We start from the raw sequence: 15,993 nt of genomic DNA, 5'->3' as shown, positions 1-15,993 counted from the left end.
CGGGAAACCTCACAAAGGTACATGAAAATGAAAGATGAGTTGACTGAACTCGTCCCGTCATTGCGAAAGTTTGCATATTCGTTGACGGGTAACATGCATGATGCTGATGATTTACTTCAGAACACGCTTGAACGGCTATTGAGTAAACCGCTTCCTGAGCAAGTTACATTAATGGCTTGGGCATTTAGAGTGTGCCGCAACTGTTGGATAGACGAATACAGAGCGAAGAAAGTTAGAACCAATGCGACTGATGCCCTTTCCTATGAAGCGCAATCGGCGAATAGCTGCAATGACATAGATGACGCTATAACGCAGACAATTACGCTTAAACAAGTCTCAAGCGCTATGGATGAGTTACCCTGTGAGCAAAGAGAAACCCTTTCTTTGGTTGCTGTACAAGGGATGAGTTACGCGGATGCTTCTGAAGTGTTGCAGGTACCGACGGGCACCATTATGAGCCGTCTTGCCAGAGCGAGAGCAAAAATATCAAACTTACTAAATGGTCAAAACGAGGTGCTATCGTGATCTTAACTGACGAAAAACTCTCAGCATTTTTAGATGGAGAGTTAGATACCGCTGAGATGGATCTGGTTCGTGAAGCGATAGCACACGATGTTACCGTCTCTGACCGACTCGCCGCACTTGCAGAAGTGGATAGAGTTGTGAAGGTGGCTGCTGAAAAAGCGACAGCAGTGGCGCTGCCCAAAGAAATCGTGGCCCTTTTGAGTGATGAAAAACCGTTAAGCCAGGCAAGCGGCGTACAGGTATCCGATACAAGCTTAGCCAGCGTAAGCGCTGCAAATCAAAGCTCCGTAAATCAAAGCTCTGCGGAAAACGTTAAGCCGTTTCCAAAGAAAGCGAATTCAACTAATAGTGCGCCACATAAACAAACGAAGTGGAAGGGGCCTTTTGCAATAGCTGCGAGTGTGGCGGTATTAGCGGGCTTAGTGTTCTTTAATCAACAGGACGCTGAAACAACGCAGCCTTCTCATTGGGCGAGAGTATCATCGGTACTCGACAGTAACCTAACTGGCGAAGCAACAACCTTTGATTCAGGCGTGACGGTTACGCCACAGTTGTCTTTCGTAAATACGGAGTTTAACTACTGTAGACAGGCTGAAGTCGCATCGAAAGATGAACTAAATGTAATGATTGCTTGTAAAGATAAGCAAGGTGCGTGGCAGCTTGCCGCTAGCAAATTGGACGAGCTAGGTGAGAATGCAGGTCAATATCAAACCGCCACTAGCGCTAAAGTAATGGAAGAAGAGTTAGACAAAATGATGGCGTCTGCGCCATTAAACCGAGAGCAAGAGAAAAACGCAATTGAAGCAACTTGGCTAGCTGATAAGGCCGAAGGAGTAAATGATGAAAACTAAAATTATGTTAGTACTTGCGATATTAATTATGGCGGGCTGCGCCAGTCAACCCGATTATAGACAGGCCAAAAAAGGCGGCTTTGGCTACACGGAAAGTAAGTTGAGTGATACCCAATATCGCGTGCATTTCAAAGCGAAGGGGTCTGATAAAGGCAAGGCGATGGATTACGCCATGCTCCGTGCTGCCGAGCTTACGTTATTAGAAGGCTACGACTGGTTTGTAGTGACTGACCGAGAGACCTTAGTAGATAAAGAGACCGTGCAAACCACACCTACCGCAGGCTTTAGCCAGCGATATGCACGGGTTACCGAATGCGGTGTGCTCACTTGCAGAACGTCCTACCACCCTACTACCCAATTCGAAACGGGTGTATTTGTAGGGGGCTCTCAGCAAAGTGAGATCGAAAGTATCTTGAGCATTGAGATAGGCAAAGGTACGCGTCCAACGTCGGCAACGAGCTTTGACGCAAGGGAAGTTCGCGATAACTTACAGCCTAAGACGGAAGAGTGATAAAAAATCAAAGGGCATAACCTCCCTTGACTTTGACACAAATAAAAAGGGCCGCTGCATTATGCAGCGGCCCTTTTAGTAGCAGTAAAGATTAACAATACAGTGATACCAGATTGTTATACTGCCAGTGTCTTAATTCATATATTGAAGACGGCGATTAATTAAAATAACCATCGACCTCTTTTTCAGCTTCGTCACGGCTTTTGCCATAAGCTTGTTGAATCTTACCTACTAGTTCTTCACGTCGACCGTCAATTACATCTAGGTCGTCATCGGTAAGTTTGCCCCACTTTTGCTGCACCTTACCTTTCATTTCTTTCCAATTACCTTCAATACGATCACTGTTCATAACTTGCTCTCCTTATCCAAACAATTGGTTGAAAAAACTGGCGGAATAATTGGCCAGTTATTTTCTTAGCAGCAAATGCTGTTCCATTGTGTAGGTGCATGAAAGTATTGAATTTGTTGTTTATGAAAATTCTGCCGTACAGTTGTTTTTTATGCAGAATTTACAAGTTCTTGCAAAGCCTACAGGAAGCATAGTCATCAACTAGGCCAATGTTTTAGCATACGCTTCACTGTCCTGCCTTTTTTCTATTTTATGTTGATCTTCGCTGCGGCCTTTCTTCCAGTAGCTGCTAATGTAAATATTCTCGTGCGCCACGGATTTTTCGTCCTTGAGCCATGCCCGAATCGCCCGCATATCTGAAAATTCACACGCCACCCAAACTGTGGGGTTTCCGTCGAGCCAAGTTAACTGGTCAAGGCGGGAAGGTAAAGATTGCTCATGTTCCCATATCACCGTTACTCCTTCGGGCTTCTTAAGTGTAACCGCATCCTTTTCGTCTTCAATTTTAATCACGGCGTAGCCTTTGGTTTGCACAGGAAGCTCGGCGAGGTGATTTCTAATACTAGGAAGCGCTGTCATGTCGCCAGCCAACAGTATCCAATCATATTGCTCGCTGAGTCCCTTACTAGAACCGGGCCCTGCGAGCGTGATGATGTCGCCAGGCTTTGTACTTGTCGCCCATGCCGACGCAGGGCCAGTTTTACCACCATCGGCATGGATAACCATATCCAGAATCATTTCAGGCTTCTCTGCGTCAAAGTGCGCAACCGTATAGGTGCGCATTGCCACTTGGCTCGTATCTGTGGGGCGTTTCAGCGGGTTTCCTTCTAGGTCGAACATAAGTTTAATGTACGCACCTGCAGTAACCGAGGGAAAGGTAAGAAGGTCTTCCCCACTAAGGTGTACACGCTGCATATTTGGGGTAATTCGGACTGATTGGGTGACAATAGCTCTGCGAGGTTGCGGTTTAGGCATTAGCTTACTCCTGTGATCTTGAGTAGCTATTCTATTTAGAAATAATTCTCATTTCCATTTCTAAAGGTGAAATGATCAGGATTGTTTAGTTCTATTTTTTAGATTAACTGACCGGTCTTGAGATAAACTAATACAAATAAAATAGATAGGTGTACGTTGGATTAGTACTATAACAATAAGCGAGAAATACGCACTGGAAAAGGAAAGACTAGAGCAAAAGAAAAGGGGCTAAAAAGCCCCTTAAAAAAACCACAACATAACTTGGAAAACACATTTACACACCACAAAGACGCACACTCAACGACTTCATGTATAAGTTAAGATAGCCTAATTATAAAAAGGTTCCGCTTTTTTAAAAATAAAAGGTAAAAAAATAAATACCTTTGAAATAGGCGTATTCCTGTCACCTGTCAGGCTGGCATTAATTCGCTAAGGCCTGTTTAGCTTTGATGACGAATTGGGCCAAATGTATAGCAACGGTAAACAGGACCTAGCCAACGTGTCTTATTCTTCGCAATGTTATGTAGACGACGCATGTGGTTGCTGCGATTAGCGCTGACGCGATAGCGAACGGTAGCGCGATGTCCAGTTGGTAAATGAAAGCTGCCAGTGGCGGACCTATTACGTAGCCCATGGCAGTCGTTGCTGTAATTAACCCAGTGATCGTGGCTTGTTGAGAGGGGGCACAGTAGGTCGTTGCCGCAGCTGCCAAAGATGGGTAGGCCATTCCCATACCTAAACCCATTAATGTCATGGCCGCATAAAGCATAAATAACGAATGTTGAAGAAAGAGCAGCAAGTAGGCTAAGCCCAATAGCGGAAGCGCGATAGTGATCATCGCTTCTTTGCTTATTCGGCCTTTTTGTACCCACCCAAATTGGGCTGTAAGAGACGCGGCGGCACTGACCATCATCGCGAAACCCACTTGCCGAGCAGCGTCTACGGGTGAATAGTCGTAAAAATCGATAAAAAAGAAACCCAGTGATTGCTGCATCATCGCCATTGCGCAAAATACACAAATACATGCAGCGACGAATACATAAGGTACTTTGCTAGGCGCTTGGTTATTGTCGCTAGTCTGCTGAGCGTTTTTTTGCTGAGACAAAGGCGGCAGAACAGGTAGCTTAAAATATACCAATGTAAGCGCCAGCAAGGTTAGCAAAACGATGCTGTACAACGGTGCTAATAAGCCAAAACCGACTAAAAGCCCAGCGTAGGCGGGCCCCACAATTTGCCCTACGTTGCTTGCAGAGGTGACTTTGCTGATTGCACTTACTCGACTTTGGGGCGTACTGATGGCGACGGCGTAACCTACCGCAGAAGGTGGAGTTGCAGACATAATGGTTGATTGCAGACTTCGACTTATCAACAATGCCAAAAACAAATTGGTGCCGCTTATAATGCCAGAAAATCCTGCCATCCATGCACTAGCGAAGGCAAACGTGCCCAAGCTATAACCCGACAGACCAACCATTAAAATACGTTTAAAGCCCGCACGCTTAGCGACCTTGCTCCACACATTCGTGCCAAACGCAAAAATAAGTGCAGAGCTAGACATAATAGTGGCAATGTGGAATTCAGAAAGGTTCGCCTGTCGCCCCATAGAAGGGAGTGTGGTAAGCATTACGCTTTGGCCAACAGACGTAGCGAGCAACGCACAAAAAAGAACTCTAAAAACGATAGTAGATGCAGACGGCGAAAGCACGCAGGTAGCCCTTTTGGTAGGCGATAAAGAAACAACACAATTTTATCACAAATGAAGATAAAAAAATGCCCGCCAAAGGCGGGCCAAAATCAGAGGTATGTAAAGGCCGGGATGGGCCTTTGAGGGGAGAGGGTAGTCGTCGGATGACAACTCACTAATAACATCGACGACATTACCAGTGTCCTCACTATGGTCTCGCTGAAGCAACACACACGTACATTCAACGAATCCAAATTGGGTCAACAATCCCTTGCTGCACGAGACATCACTGTCGGTGCTTGCGATGTAGGTACTCAGAGCTTGTTTGCAATCCTTATGAAACAAGTGCCTTGCATCCTGCGAGTTTAATTAGGTTGTCTTTTACCTAACCTCATCATCGACCAGCAATTTAACGAATCTTCTACAGGCATCCATTAGCTACAATTCTGACACATCCATTTTTCCTTGGTGACACACTCCATGCACTTCCAATGTCGTCACCTTCAGTATTTGTCATCTACGCAATTTGGCCTCTCCGTCGCTAAAGCTGTCCTAGCTACAAACTGCGTTCTGTATTTATCCGTTAGTCTAATGTATGCGTGATCTGTGCCAAACCTTAAATTCAGTTTAGAATAATTTTAAATTACTGATTTTTATGGGTTATTTTTATTTTTGGACAGCGGGTAGCTCGTATTTGAAAAACTAAGGTTGAGTAGGTATGTAGTTTTTTCTCGGTGGTGTGTAGCGTTTTACAAACACTTTTCTTTTCTCTGTGTAACTCGTCGCATTGCTCTTGATCTTTTCTAAAAATACATTAGATTGTTCATATATTAGAAATATCTAATTTAATGCGATATCCCATTAACGCTGTGGCCCATAAATGTACCCATTGTTTTTGCTAACGCAGGTAGGCGTTGTGAAATGTTCTGCAGAGCAAAGGTCATGGTTTGTGAAAGTGAAGCGCCACTCAACACGTCAAGGAAACACAGTGGATGGAGTTAACCCAGTCGTATCACGATTAGAGGGAATCAATGTATTTCCTAGTAGGAGTTCATAGCTATGTTCACGGCAGTTATTGAAAAATTACTGTTCCTCTCTACCCGGAAAGGTAAGTGGGTTTATGCCGCTTTACTGTTGGCTGTTGTCTTTTGCGCTTATCAAATGCGGCTAATTACGATAGATACCGACCCAGAGAATATGCTTGAAGCCAATCACCCTGCTCGCGTTTTTCATAACGATGTGAAGCATACTTTTGCTATGCACGACGCGATAGTGGTGGGGGTTATAGCATCACCGGCCAATGACACAGCCACTGATAATGCTGCTTTAAGTACCAATAAAGGCATCTACACACCAAAGAACCTGCAGGCAATAGACGGTGTTACCCAGCAAATATTAAACACTGAGGGTGTTATTGCTAGAGATGTCATGTCGTTTTCAACAGTGGACAATATCACTCAAGGTGACGACGGTGAGCTCAAGTTCTCTTGGATGATGTCACAAGCCCCATCATCGCAAGAGGAAGCAGATTACATTGCTGATGCTATTGCACGCCTTCCAATGTTACAGGGGAGCCTGGCTTCTTCATCACACAATGCTGCGGCTATCTATGTGCCCATTAAAGATAAAAATGAGAGCTTTCGTATTGCGGAAGACATTCGTGCCTATATTGGCGCGAATACAATAAACGAAACATTGCAGTGGCACATAACAGGACTCCCTGTTGCTGAAGATCAGTTCGGCGTTGAAATGTTTATTCAAATGGCAATTTCAGCGCCAGCTGCGGGACTAATGATTTTTATCCTCCTCTTTGTCTTTTTCCGCAATTTTACGCTGATTACCGCCCCGATGGTGGTGGCAATGGCAACGGTAATTATCACAATGGGGGCGCTAATCGGCTTAGGTTTCACTGTGCACATCATGTCATCCATGATTGCCATATTTTTGATGCCTATCGCTGTTGTTGACTCGGTGCACATATTGTCTGAGTTTTCAGACCGCTATAAACCAGGTCAAAAGGCCGATCAAGTGATTACCACAGTGGTTGAACACCTATTTCAGCCGATGCTGTTTACGTCGCTGACCTCTGCGGCAGGGTTCTATTCACTTATGCTAACTCCCATTCCACCCGTACAGATTTTCGGTGCTTTCATTGGCTCAGGTATTCTGTTGGCTTTCGCTATTACGCTTACCTTTATACCTGCTTATATATCAAGAATGTCGCCAGAGGCGCTCGCAAAATTGCAGTCTGCACTGCACGCCGATGCCAATACCTCATCAATGAAAACAACATATTTACAGCGATTTGTGTACGGCATTCGCACCCTGGCGCTAAATTATAAAAGGGCATTACTCGTAGCATTCATGGTGATTTCAGCGGTGTCAGTGTGGGGTATTTTCCAAATACAAATTAACGACAACCCTGTGCGCTGGTTTAAAGAAAATCATGAAATTCGCGTAGCCGATAAGGCGCTTAATAAAGAGTTTGCGGGTACGTATAACGCGTACATTGTTATTGAAGATACCCGCAAGCTGAAAAGTGCACGTGAAATACTGCTAAGTGCAGTGTTGCCCCCTTCATTAGATGAATGGCGTGAAACAACCCTCGATACACTAAACAATGAAAATGCCGGCAATAATTTTGAGACTCTCGCATTTGCCGTCGATGATGCATTATTCGGTGATCTTGATAGCGACGAATATGACGCTTTAAATCGATTGCTTTCAAGCATTGATGAAATTAAAGGCACAAGCAAAACGTTTCAACAGCCCGATAATGTAGCGCTGCTTTCAGACCTGCAAAATTACCTAAGCACTCAAACGCTGGTGGGTAAAACTCAGTCCCTCAGTGATGTGATTAAAGTGGTTAACCGAGAGCTGCATTCGGGCAATGACAGCGACTACGTGTTACCTAATACTCAGCCGGCGATAGCACAGACGCTCTTGCAATATCAGTCCTCTCATAGGCCTCAAGACTTGTGGCATTTCGTGACACCAGACTATCGTAAAACCTTGGTGTGGCTACAACTATCCAGTGGTGACAACCAAGATATGACAAAGGTAATTGAGTTAGTCGAATACTACTTCGCTCAACACCCACTGCCTGATGGCCTGACATATCAATGGGCAGGTAAGGCATACCTAAATGTGGTGTGGCAGGACAACATGGTTGCAGGCATGTTAGACAGCTTACTTAGCGCCTTCATTATTGTTTTTGTGATGATGGTATTGCTGCTGCGTTCACTGATACTCGGTGTATTAGCCATGCTGCCCCTTACTATAACTATCACCTTTATTTACGGTGCTATTGGCATTGTAGGTAAAGATTACGATATGCCTATTGCCGTGCTTTCAGCCCTGACATTGGGCTTGTCGGTAGACTTTGCCATTCACTTTCTGGCTAGAGCCAAAGAGATTTACAAGCAAACGGGTAACGTGAGTAAAACGTTTGATGCCATGTTTGAAGAGCCTGCTAGCGCTATTACTCGTAATGCGCTGGTCATCGCGCTTGGCTTTACGCCGCTGCTTTTAGCACCACTCGTACCTTACATCACCGTGGGTATTTTCCTGGCAAGTATCATGTTTATTTCGGCACTCGTTACGCTGCTGGTGTTGCCAGCTGCTATGACGTTGCTTAAACGTTGGGTTTTCAAGGAGGCCTAAAATGCGTATTCCCATATTATCAGTGTTCATGTGGCGTCGACCAAAAATACGAAACCTTCGAAGCATGTTCAGGGGCCTTGTTGCGCTATTACTTATATCGGGTAATGGATTCGCTCAAGCCTTGGCAACCCAAAGCGACGAAAGCAGCAGTAGTATCGATGTTGCTGAAATCGTTAATAAGGCTGAGCAGGCGGCGTACTACGCGGGCAATGACGGACGTTCAATGGCGAGAATGCTCATTGTAGATGAGCAAGGTCGAAAGCAAATGCGTCAGTTTACTATTCTGCGCAAAGATGTGTCGAATGAGGCAGGCGCCGACACCGGCGATCAACGTATGCTGGTTTTCTTTAGCCGTCCTACTGAGGTTGAAGGCACGGTATTTCGCGTTGAGAAGCATGCGGCGCTTAATTCTGATGACGACCGTTGGTTATATTTACCGGCTTTAGACTTAGTAAAGCGAATCGCCGCAGGCGATAAACGTACATCGTTTGTTGGTTCTCATTTCTTCTATGAAGATGTTTCCGGCCGCGCAACAGCGCAGGACAGTTTTGAGCTGCTTGAACAAACCCAAACTCATTATCGCTTAAAAGCGACGCCTAAGGACACAGCGCTCGTAGAGTTCAGTCACTATGTAGTAGAGATAGACAAAGGCACTTACCTGCCCACCTTGATTAACTTTTATAAGGGTGACAATAACTACCGCCGCGTTGAAGCTGTAACTATTGAGACTATACAGGGCAATCCTACTGTGGTGAGAAGTAAAGTGACGGACCTTGCATCAGGTGGCTATACCCTTATGGAATTCAGAGGGATTGAATACGACATAGGTCTTCCAGATAGCATATTTAGTGAGCGTAGCCTACGTGTGCCACCGCAACGCTATATTAAATAACACTATTTTGAAAAAGGAATTTAGCACGGTGCGCTTGCCTAAATTACTAGCTCCATCCATATGGATAACGCTGCCTAGCCAAGCCTATGGTCTTTCTGAGTGGGTTAAAAAGCAATGGAGGGCGCACGCTTTACTCGCACCGATTATTCTCACTTTCGCATTTACGGCTGTAGTAGGTCTTCCATTAAACGCCCAGACAATGGGTGTTGAGACCCAGAATCAGAAAGACCCGTTGAAAAGCGGAGTAAAAGAGCGGAAAGCTAACGTAAACGACGAGTGGGACAGCGTGTGGCCTGAGGAGGATAATGTCGAATCAGGTGACGATTGGAGCGATGAGTGGGATGACGAATGGGGCACTGACAGCAAAAGTAAGCTTCGTATTTCTGGTTTCGCCGAGCTCGCCGTAGGAAACCGTTTTTCCCGTGACATGGCTACCGCGTTTGGCAGTCAGAATTCACAATTGAACGAGAGTTTTCAAGCTGCTAACGCGCCATCTGTGTTAAATAACAGCACATTGCGCGACGCCAGAGTTCAACTTCGCGCAGACTATGCATTAGACAGTTCCTCCATTTCCAGTAAAGCCGACGTTTGGTATGACGGCGTAACGTCGTCGTGGGAATCACAACTTCGCGAACTGGCATGGCAAGGTAGCTTAAGCAGTATTCTACCCAGCGCTTTAGTCGGCACGGGGGACTGGGCAAATGCATTTGACATCAAAGTCGGTAAGCAAGTGCTGACTTGGGGGACAGGGGATTACTTGTTCTTAAATGATCTCTTCCCTAAAGATTATCAGTCGTTCTTTGCAGGCAGAGAAGACGAATACCTTAAAGCGCCGAGTAATGCATTAAAGGTGTCGGGCTACACGGATTTTGCCAATGTAGATTTAGTCGTCACACCTGAATTTGAGCCTGATATTGGTATTACAGGCGAAGTATTTTCTTTTTACAGCCCGCAATTGGATGAAAACATTGCCCCTTCGTTTTCTGTTGAACGTGATAATCGCCCACGAGGAAGTGAGCTTGCCTTAAGGGTGTATAAATCTGTTAAGGGGGTAGAGATCGCAGGCTATGGTTACACCGGTTATACAAGGCAGCCCACCGCGACAGATTCTCTTGGAAGACCGCGCTACAGTAAAATGAATGCCTATGGCGCAAGTGTTGTCACGCCTCTTGGGCGGGGGATAGCAAATGCGGAATACGTTTTCTACAACAGCCTTGAAGACATAGATGGAACTGACGGGCAAATAGCGAATGATCAAAGTCGTTTCTTACTAGGCTATAGCCAAGAAATTGCCGCAAATCTTACCGGTGGTTTCCAGTGGTACACCGAGTACTTACACGATGCGGATGGCCTAGATAGAACAGTCTCGTCTTCTGAACGAGTCCAAGAGAAATACCGTCATTGGGTAACCACCCGTTTAACGTGGTTAGCACTTCGTCAAACGCTGACGTTAAATACTTTTCTGTTTTATTCACCCAGCGATAGCGACGGATACCTAAAGACTACAGTGGCTTATTCGCCCACCGACAAGTGGCAAGTGCGAGCGGGGGTGAATGTCTTTTCAGGTAAGGACAACTATACGTTTTGGGGGCAGTTTGAAGACGCAAGTAATGCGTTTATTGCCTATCGATTTTATTTTTAATCTCTTCCAATATTTAAGGATTACGCTATGTCTCAGGAAAAAGCATTAACCGCCTTCGCAGGGCTCATGGTGTTGTTGTCTGTATTACTAACCCAGTTTGTTCATGCAAACTTTATGTGGTTTACCGTGTTTATTGGCGCAAACTTGTTCCAACAGAGCTTCACTGGCTTTTGCCCAGCAACGCTATTTTTTAAACACGTGCTTGGGCTTAAAAGTGAACGGGAGATAGCGTAATCAACTGATGCTTCACAAATGCGCTAGCAAAGCATTTTCTATTGAGTAATTGGCGCTAAGTAACATTTTGCAAAGATAAACGCTTATCGCAATTTACTACGTTGTGATATGTTATAACGTGATTGTTAAATAGTATGTTAGGTCATCTTTGTGAAATTTTCTGTCACGCTTTCTAGCGTTAAATTCGGTTTAATTGCGGCACTATTGGTTTTATTTAGCACGTTAAACCCAACCCAAGCCGCCAATTATGAGGAAATTGACTGGGTAGCTCTTATGCCCGAGGACGATTTAAGCGCGCTTTTAAACAGGCCTGAGTTTTTAAACGATATTGCCGATGGCTCTGCCGCCGACTCTGTCGATGACTTTGCTTCAAAGCAGCTAGAAGATGAACAAGCACAGCGATACCAACAAGCGTTAGTGTCGACGCGAGTGATAGAGGCGTTTGACGGGAAGGCTATCCGCATCCCTGGATTTATAGTGCCTTTAGAGCAAAACGATGAGCAAAAAGCGACGGCTTTTTTCGTCGTTCCTTATTTTGGGGCTTGCTTACACATGCCACCACCGCCGCCAAATCAAATTTTGTATGTTGAATACAAAGAAGGCATTGCAGTTGAGAACTTGTACGACCCTTATTGGTTTGAAGGCACGGTAAAAATAGACAACCACGAAAGCGCACTAGGTACATCTGCCTATTCGTTAGTGCTAGACAGCTTCGCGCTTTACGAGGAGTAACTGATATGAAAAAAACAGTCGTTGCAGCTACCGTTTTATCAAGTCTTATAGCATTTCATAGTACTGCGTGTGAACTACACGCAGGTATGGGAAACATGCAGTTTGGCTTTCAGCACCCCATGATGCAACAGCATTTAGCGGCAGCTAAGGAGCCACTTATTTCGCTCAATATCGACAGAAAGCGAGAAGTGGCTAAGCTTGAGGCGTCAGCCGTTCCGCTGCGATTTACCATTCCTTCGAACTACAAAGAAGTTAGCGTAGATGTGATGGCAAGTGATGGCGTAACGCTACTGTCGCCGCAGCGCTTTTCTCTGCCGTCTACAAAGGGCGAACAAGCCATTAGCTTTCAGGCACAAAAAGAAGGCACGCACGAACTTGTTCTAAAAGTCTATGCGCTTAAAAAGAATGTGCCGGTAACTTACACCCGCAAAGTCAAAATTTTAGCAAGTTAAAAGCTAGGATAATGTATGAAGCGCGCCACGTACGTTTTACTGGCTTCTCTTATTGCTTTGATTGCATTGGGCGCGCTGGTGGGGCTCGGCCTGAGGGGTAAGCTTGATAGCGTAATTGAGCGCTTTTTCGAGAATAACACGGCGATTTACCAAGACAGCCACAGGTTAACTACCGTTCAACAGTTCCAACCCTTATCGTGGGACGCGCTGTTACCTGACGCCGAAAAGGCGCTGTTGGGCCAGACCCGATCGACTCAAAATCCTCAGCAGAATTTACCCCTTCATGAACAGGTATTTCAGTCTATTCAACGCACGTTTGACGATGAATACCAGCAAGCGCTTATCTCAGTGAATACGGTTGACACATTTAACGGCAAGTACGTCGAACTCAGCGGGTTTATTGTGCCTGTAGAGGCCAATGCACAGCGAGAAATAACGGCGTTCTTCATTGTGCCTTATTTCGGCGCGTGTATTCATTACCCACCCCCGCCACCGAATCAAATTGTGTTTGTTTCGTTGAATAATACCCACGAGCAAGGCGGTATTAGAGGAATAGACATCCAGCAGGCGTATACGTTCTCGGGTGAGTTTTCTACCGGGTTGTACGAAGACCCTCAGGGCACATCCGCTTACTTACTGGATGTGGTAGAAATAAAGCCCTATTCAGGGCTGGGAAATGGCATTAACGATGACAACGCTAATCTAACGAACGGCGCTTTCCATATAGAAAGCGACATTCGTTGATTTTACTTTATCAATGGTCTACCAAGAACCATACATGGGGTTTGGCAGAATAAAAATCTCTGTGCCCACTCGTGGCATGAGCAACTCAACGTTGGCAGATTCTTGGGTTACGCCGCCCACATCTTCAATGTTGTCGCCAATTTGCATGATAATAGTGTGAGGCACAGCCCACGTAGACGTCGCGTCTTTAGACGTATTCGAACACGCGATCTTGCCCTGAGTAAGCTGCATTCTGCGCAAGTCTTTGTCATTAACCATACCTTCCTGGCCTACCGCTTCTTTGTCTTCAGCAGTGCGGCCAACAACACAGGTATTACTCGTGGTAAGCGGCAAACCTTGCGCCAAAAGGTTATTCCAGGTGTGACTATCAAGCGCTTTATTGCGATTTGTAATAAGCGCCACCTTGCCATTTCGTGCAACAACTTCATCGATGAAAGCGGCTACACCAGGCACAAGTGTGGCTTCTTCACGTTTTACCCATTCAGCCCAGCTTTGTGAAGAATATCCCAAGCCAGCACTTTCCCGTTCTTTTTGATAGGTGCTATTGTCTAGCACGGTTTCATCAACATCCATCACCACAACATCGCCATTAGTAAAACGCGTAGGTAGCGCTGAAATAGCTTGGCCATACACAAAACTTGAAAGAACAGGGTACTCTTTGCTGCTGGTTTGGTATATCACAGCATTTGACAGAGTGTGTGATTTTACACCAGCAAGCGGGGTTGAGGGCGCAGACGAGCACGCCGCAATAGCTGATACTGCAGCGCCTATGCACGCTGCTTTGCTGATGTAAGAGAGCTTGTTAAGAGATAACAATGTTATTTTCCTTTTATTGTTTCTTCTGCCTACCGGTTTCAACACCCAAATTATGTCTGAATTTATCGATGAACGGGGCCTGATAATTCAGCAATGGCGTCGTGTGCATGCAGACTTTCTTGATGTTCTACTTTTACACGAAAATAGGTAGCTTGGTAATACGTACTTAACGCTTCATGCAGTCGCCTTACCGAATCTTCTACAAACATTAGGTTTTCAGCATTACGCTTGGCAAACGCCTGTTCATCTTCACGCTTAACTGCGGTTTGAAGCGGTGTGCCTAACGCGTTTTCTATCAGGTCAATAATACCAATAAAATCGGGGATCTCGTTGTCGCTTAAATCTAGGGTTATATCGGCAAAAGAACGCTGTGCATGCGCCGTGGCGATGCTGGCTTGTTTAGAAGCGAGCCAAGCGCCCATTTCTTCTACGGATAAACCTTTTCCTTCGAACTGCTGCACAAATACTTCTGATAACGCCTTGCGAGAGAGGGAGGCCGAACAAGGACAAGTACTAGAGTACGGTACTCTTAACTTAAGCTGTGCCTCATAACGTTCAGGTGATCGTCTTACGCAAAGTGAAGCAGGGTACGATTGATATCCTGACATCCTACTTATGAGCGCCGGACGCGACACGGTGAGGTCAAAGTGTAGATTAAGCTGGGCGCTGTTGCTCAGCCCATCTTGAGACTCGATAAGCGCGTTCATTAACGACACAAGTGCCGACTTATGTAAGTCTTGGTTGCTCAAATATCGCTGCAGCAAGCTGTACAATCGAGACATGTGAATGCCTTTAGCATTGGGGTGATCTAAACTCACTGTTACATCGACTTTTGCTTGGCTGGCTAATCGCTCACCGCGCTTACCTAGCACGTGCAGAGGGATAGCGATTCCCTGCATACCTACACTATCAATAACAGGAAGTTGCGCAGTGGAATGCTCTTTAGTGACATCGGGAAGTACCGTGTCGGAATGATTAAAACTAGACAAAATAACCTCTGAATGAGACCTCAAAAACGACTTACACCACTAATATTGCGAGCGTCGCTCGATAAGAATTACCCGCTTTTGAGATTATGATGAAACTAATAGGGTTGTGATTGGGTGGTCTCGCGCTCTTCGCAAATAGGCTCCTGCACGCTCGACCTAAGCCGATAGTTAATCAGGTGCGCACCAACGATAATAAACGACGCGATTACCGTGATTGTTACTTCACCATATTCACCTAGTACTTCGTGTCCTAAGCCTACCCATTCAACCAGCAGCGGACTACTTAAAAGTGTTAGGCCAAAAACGCCAGCAAATACTACCCACTTATTTTTGTGATGTAGGTAGCCTAGTGAGAGCGCAAAAACACCGATGGGCAGCACAAAGAACAGCAATATTTGATGGAAGGTTTCATCATTGAGAATTGACACACCTGCCAATGCAGGTATGGAAATCAATAAAATAGGCGTTAATAAACAATGTATTACGCAAAGGGATGAAAGGAGCATAGCGAGCCTGTCTGAAATGAACTGCACTTTTGGCATTGCGCTGCTTCCTTGAGATATCGAATTCATAGTATGTCCGAAAATTGCTATGGCGCACGCACAATGGGTGAAGCTTGCGCCTGAGAGAATAAAAAATTTAACTAGCTGCTTATCAGTAAGGTTGGCTGACTTGGCGTTATCTCTAGTGCGCCTTGTCCTTTGTTGGTTACCCAAATTGCATTAACGTGCTGCAGGCTTGGCCAATGGGGAAACCCTGTCATCTCAATACGCTTTACGGGGCCTTGGCAACTAAGCAAATATGCGACACGAAAATCAGAGTGCGTGTTGCGATGGGCATGGTCTTCGTGTTCACTTTCATGCTCGTCATGCTCGTCATGCTCGTCATGCTCGTCATGCTCGTCATGCTCGTCATGCTCGTCATGCTCGTCATG

The 15,993-nt window shown here is 45.5% G+C and carries 17 protein-coding genes; 10 read left to right on the top strand and 7 right to left on the bottom strand.

Annotation, left to right across the window (positions count from 1 at the left end):
* Positions 1–27: 27 nt before the first annotated feature.
* From AC0J2X_RS10970 to AC0J2X_RS10960, 3 genes are read left to right on the top strand one after another with little or no spacing between them, the layout of a single operon-like run.
* The gene (locus AC0J2X_RS10970; protein ID WP_039229337.1) at positions 28–525 is read left to right on the top strand and encodes an RNA polymerase sigma factor; all 498 of its coding nucleotides are present in this window, start codon (positions 28–30) and stop codon (positions 523–525) included.
* Entirely contained in the window at positions 522–1,376 is an 855-nt protein-coding gene (locus AC0J2X_RS10965) for an anti-sigma factor (RefSeq protein ID WP_472996043.1), read from the top strand. The genes AC0J2X_RS10970 and AC0J2X_RS10965 overlap by 4 nt, the downstream gene beginning before the upstream one ends.
* The gene (locus tag AC0J2X_RS10960) at positions 1,366–1,887 is read left to right on the top strand and encodes a CC0125/CC1285 family lipoprotein (protein ID WP_014951178.1); all 522 of its coding nucleotides are present in this window, start codon (positions 1,366–1,368) and stop codon (positions 1,885–1,887) included. The genes AC0J2X_RS10965 and AC0J2X_RS10960 overlap by 11 nt, the downstream gene beginning before the upstream one ends.
* A 157-nt stretch (positions 1,888–2,044) precedes the next feature.
* On the opposite strand, the gene AC0J2X_RS10955 is transcribed toward AC0J2X_RS10960, so the two are convergent.
* From AC0J2X_RS10955 to AC0J2X_RS10945, 3 genes are all read right to left on the bottom strand, one after another.
* On the bottom strand, positions 2,045–2,236 hold the full coding sequence (locus AC0J2X_RS10955; protein ID WP_014951177.1) for a CsbD family protein: 192 nt from the start codon (positions 2,234–2,236) through the stop codon (positions 2,045–2,047).
* Positions 2,237–2,437: 201 nt separating this feature from the next.
* Positions 2,438–3,211 (bottom strand): siderophore-interacting protein, encoded by a 774-nt coding sequence (locus tag AC0J2X_RS10950; protein WP_014951176.1) that lies wholly within the window; start codon positions 3,209–3,211, stop codon positions 2,438–2,440.
* Positions 3,212–3,701: 490 nt separating this feature from the next.
* Positions 3,702–4,865, bottom strand: a complete 1,164-nt coding sequence (locus AC0J2X_RS10945; RefSeq protein ID WP_207198635.1) for an MFS transporter — start codon at positions 4,863–4,865, stop codon at positions 3,702–3,704.
* A gap of 1,089 nt (positions 4,866–5,954) precedes the next feature.
* On the opposite strand from AC0J2X_RS10945, the gene AC0J2X_RS10940 reads away from it, so the two are divergent.
* From AC0J2X_RS10940 to AC0J2X_RS10910, 7 genes are all read left to right on the top strand, one after another.
* Positions 5,955–8,558 (top strand): efflux RND transporter permease subunit, encoded by a 2,604-nt coding sequence (locus AC0J2X_RS10940; protein ID WP_472996042.1) that lies wholly within the window; start codon positions 5,955–5,957, stop codon positions 8,556–8,558.
* A 1-nt stretch (position 8,559) separates the two neighbouring features.
* Positions 8,560–9,450 (top strand): outer membrane lipoprotein-sorting protein, encoded by an 891-nt coding sequence (locus tag AC0J2X_RS10935; protein ID WP_472996041.1) that lies wholly within the window; start codon positions 8,560–8,562, stop codon positions 9,448–9,450.
* A 28-nt stretch (positions 9,451–9,478) separates the two neighbouring features.
* Positions 9,479–11,092, top strand: coding sequence for a hypothetical protein (locus AC0J2X_RS10930; protein WP_472996040.1), 1,614 nt, complete (start codon positions 9,479–9,481; stop codon positions 11,090–11,092).
* Between the two features lie 27 nt (positions 11,093–11,119).
* Positions 11,120–11,326, top strand: coding sequence for a YgaP family membrane protein (locus tag AC0J2X_RS10925; RefSeq protein WP_472996039.1), 207 nt, complete (start codon positions 11,120–11,122; stop codon positions 11,324–11,326).
* A 150-nt stretch (positions 11,327–11,476) separates the two neighbouring features.
* Positions 11,477–12,058: a DUF3299 domain-containing protein gene (locus AC0J2X_RS10920; protein WP_014951170.1), complete on the top strand. Its 582-nt coding sequence runs from the start codon at positions 11,477–11,479 to the stop codon at positions 12,056–12,058.
* A 5-nt stretch (positions 12,059–12,063) separates the two neighbouring features.
* Positions 12,064–12,510, top strand: a complete 447-nt coding sequence (locus AC0J2X_RS10915; RefSeq protein WP_472996038.1) for a hypothetical protein — start codon at positions 12,064–12,066, stop codon at positions 12,508–12,510.
* Positions 12,511–12,525: 15 nt separating this feature from the next.
* Positions 12,526–13,254: a DUF3299 domain-containing protein gene (locus AC0J2X_RS10910; protein ID WP_472996036.1), complete on the top strand. Its 729-nt coding sequence runs from the start codon at positions 12,526–12,528 to the stop codon at positions 13,252–13,254.
* Between the two features lie 18 nt (positions 13,255–13,272).
* On the opposite strand, the gene AC0J2X_RS10905 is transcribed toward AC0J2X_RS10910, so the two are convergent.
* From AC0J2X_RS10905 to AC0J2X_RS10890, 4 genes are all read right to left on the bottom strand, one after another.
* Positions 13,273–14,070: a 5'-nucleotidase, lipoprotein e(P4) family gene (locus AC0J2X_RS10905; RefSeq protein WP_472996035.1), complete on the bottom strand. Its 798-nt coding sequence runs from the start codon at positions 14,068–14,070 to the stop codon at positions 13,273–13,275.
* A gap of 62 nt (positions 14,071–14,132) precedes the next feature.
* On the bottom strand, positions 14,133–15,059 hold the full coding sequence (gene folE2 / locus AC0J2X_RS10900; RefSeq protein WP_075177252.1) for a GTP cyclohydrolase FolE2: 927 nt from the start codon (positions 15,057–15,059) through the stop codon (positions 14,133–14,135).
* A 95-nt stretch (positions 15,060–15,154) separates the two neighbouring features.
* A complete protein-coding gene (locus AC0J2X_RS10895) occupies positions 15,155–15,631 on the bottom strand; it encodes a MerC domain-containing protein (protein WP_230633809.1) in 477 nt (158 codons plus the stop codon).
* Positions 15,632–15,702: 71 nt separating this feature from the next.
* A partial coding sequence (locus AC0J2X_RS10890) for a ZrgA family zinc uptake protein (protein ID WP_472996034.1) occupies positions 15,703–15,993 on the bottom strand: 291 nt, incomplete at its 5' end.

Source organism: Alteromonas sp. R7 (genome assembly GCF_055755235.1).
This window is presented reverse-complemented; position numbering and strand designations above follow the sequence as displayed.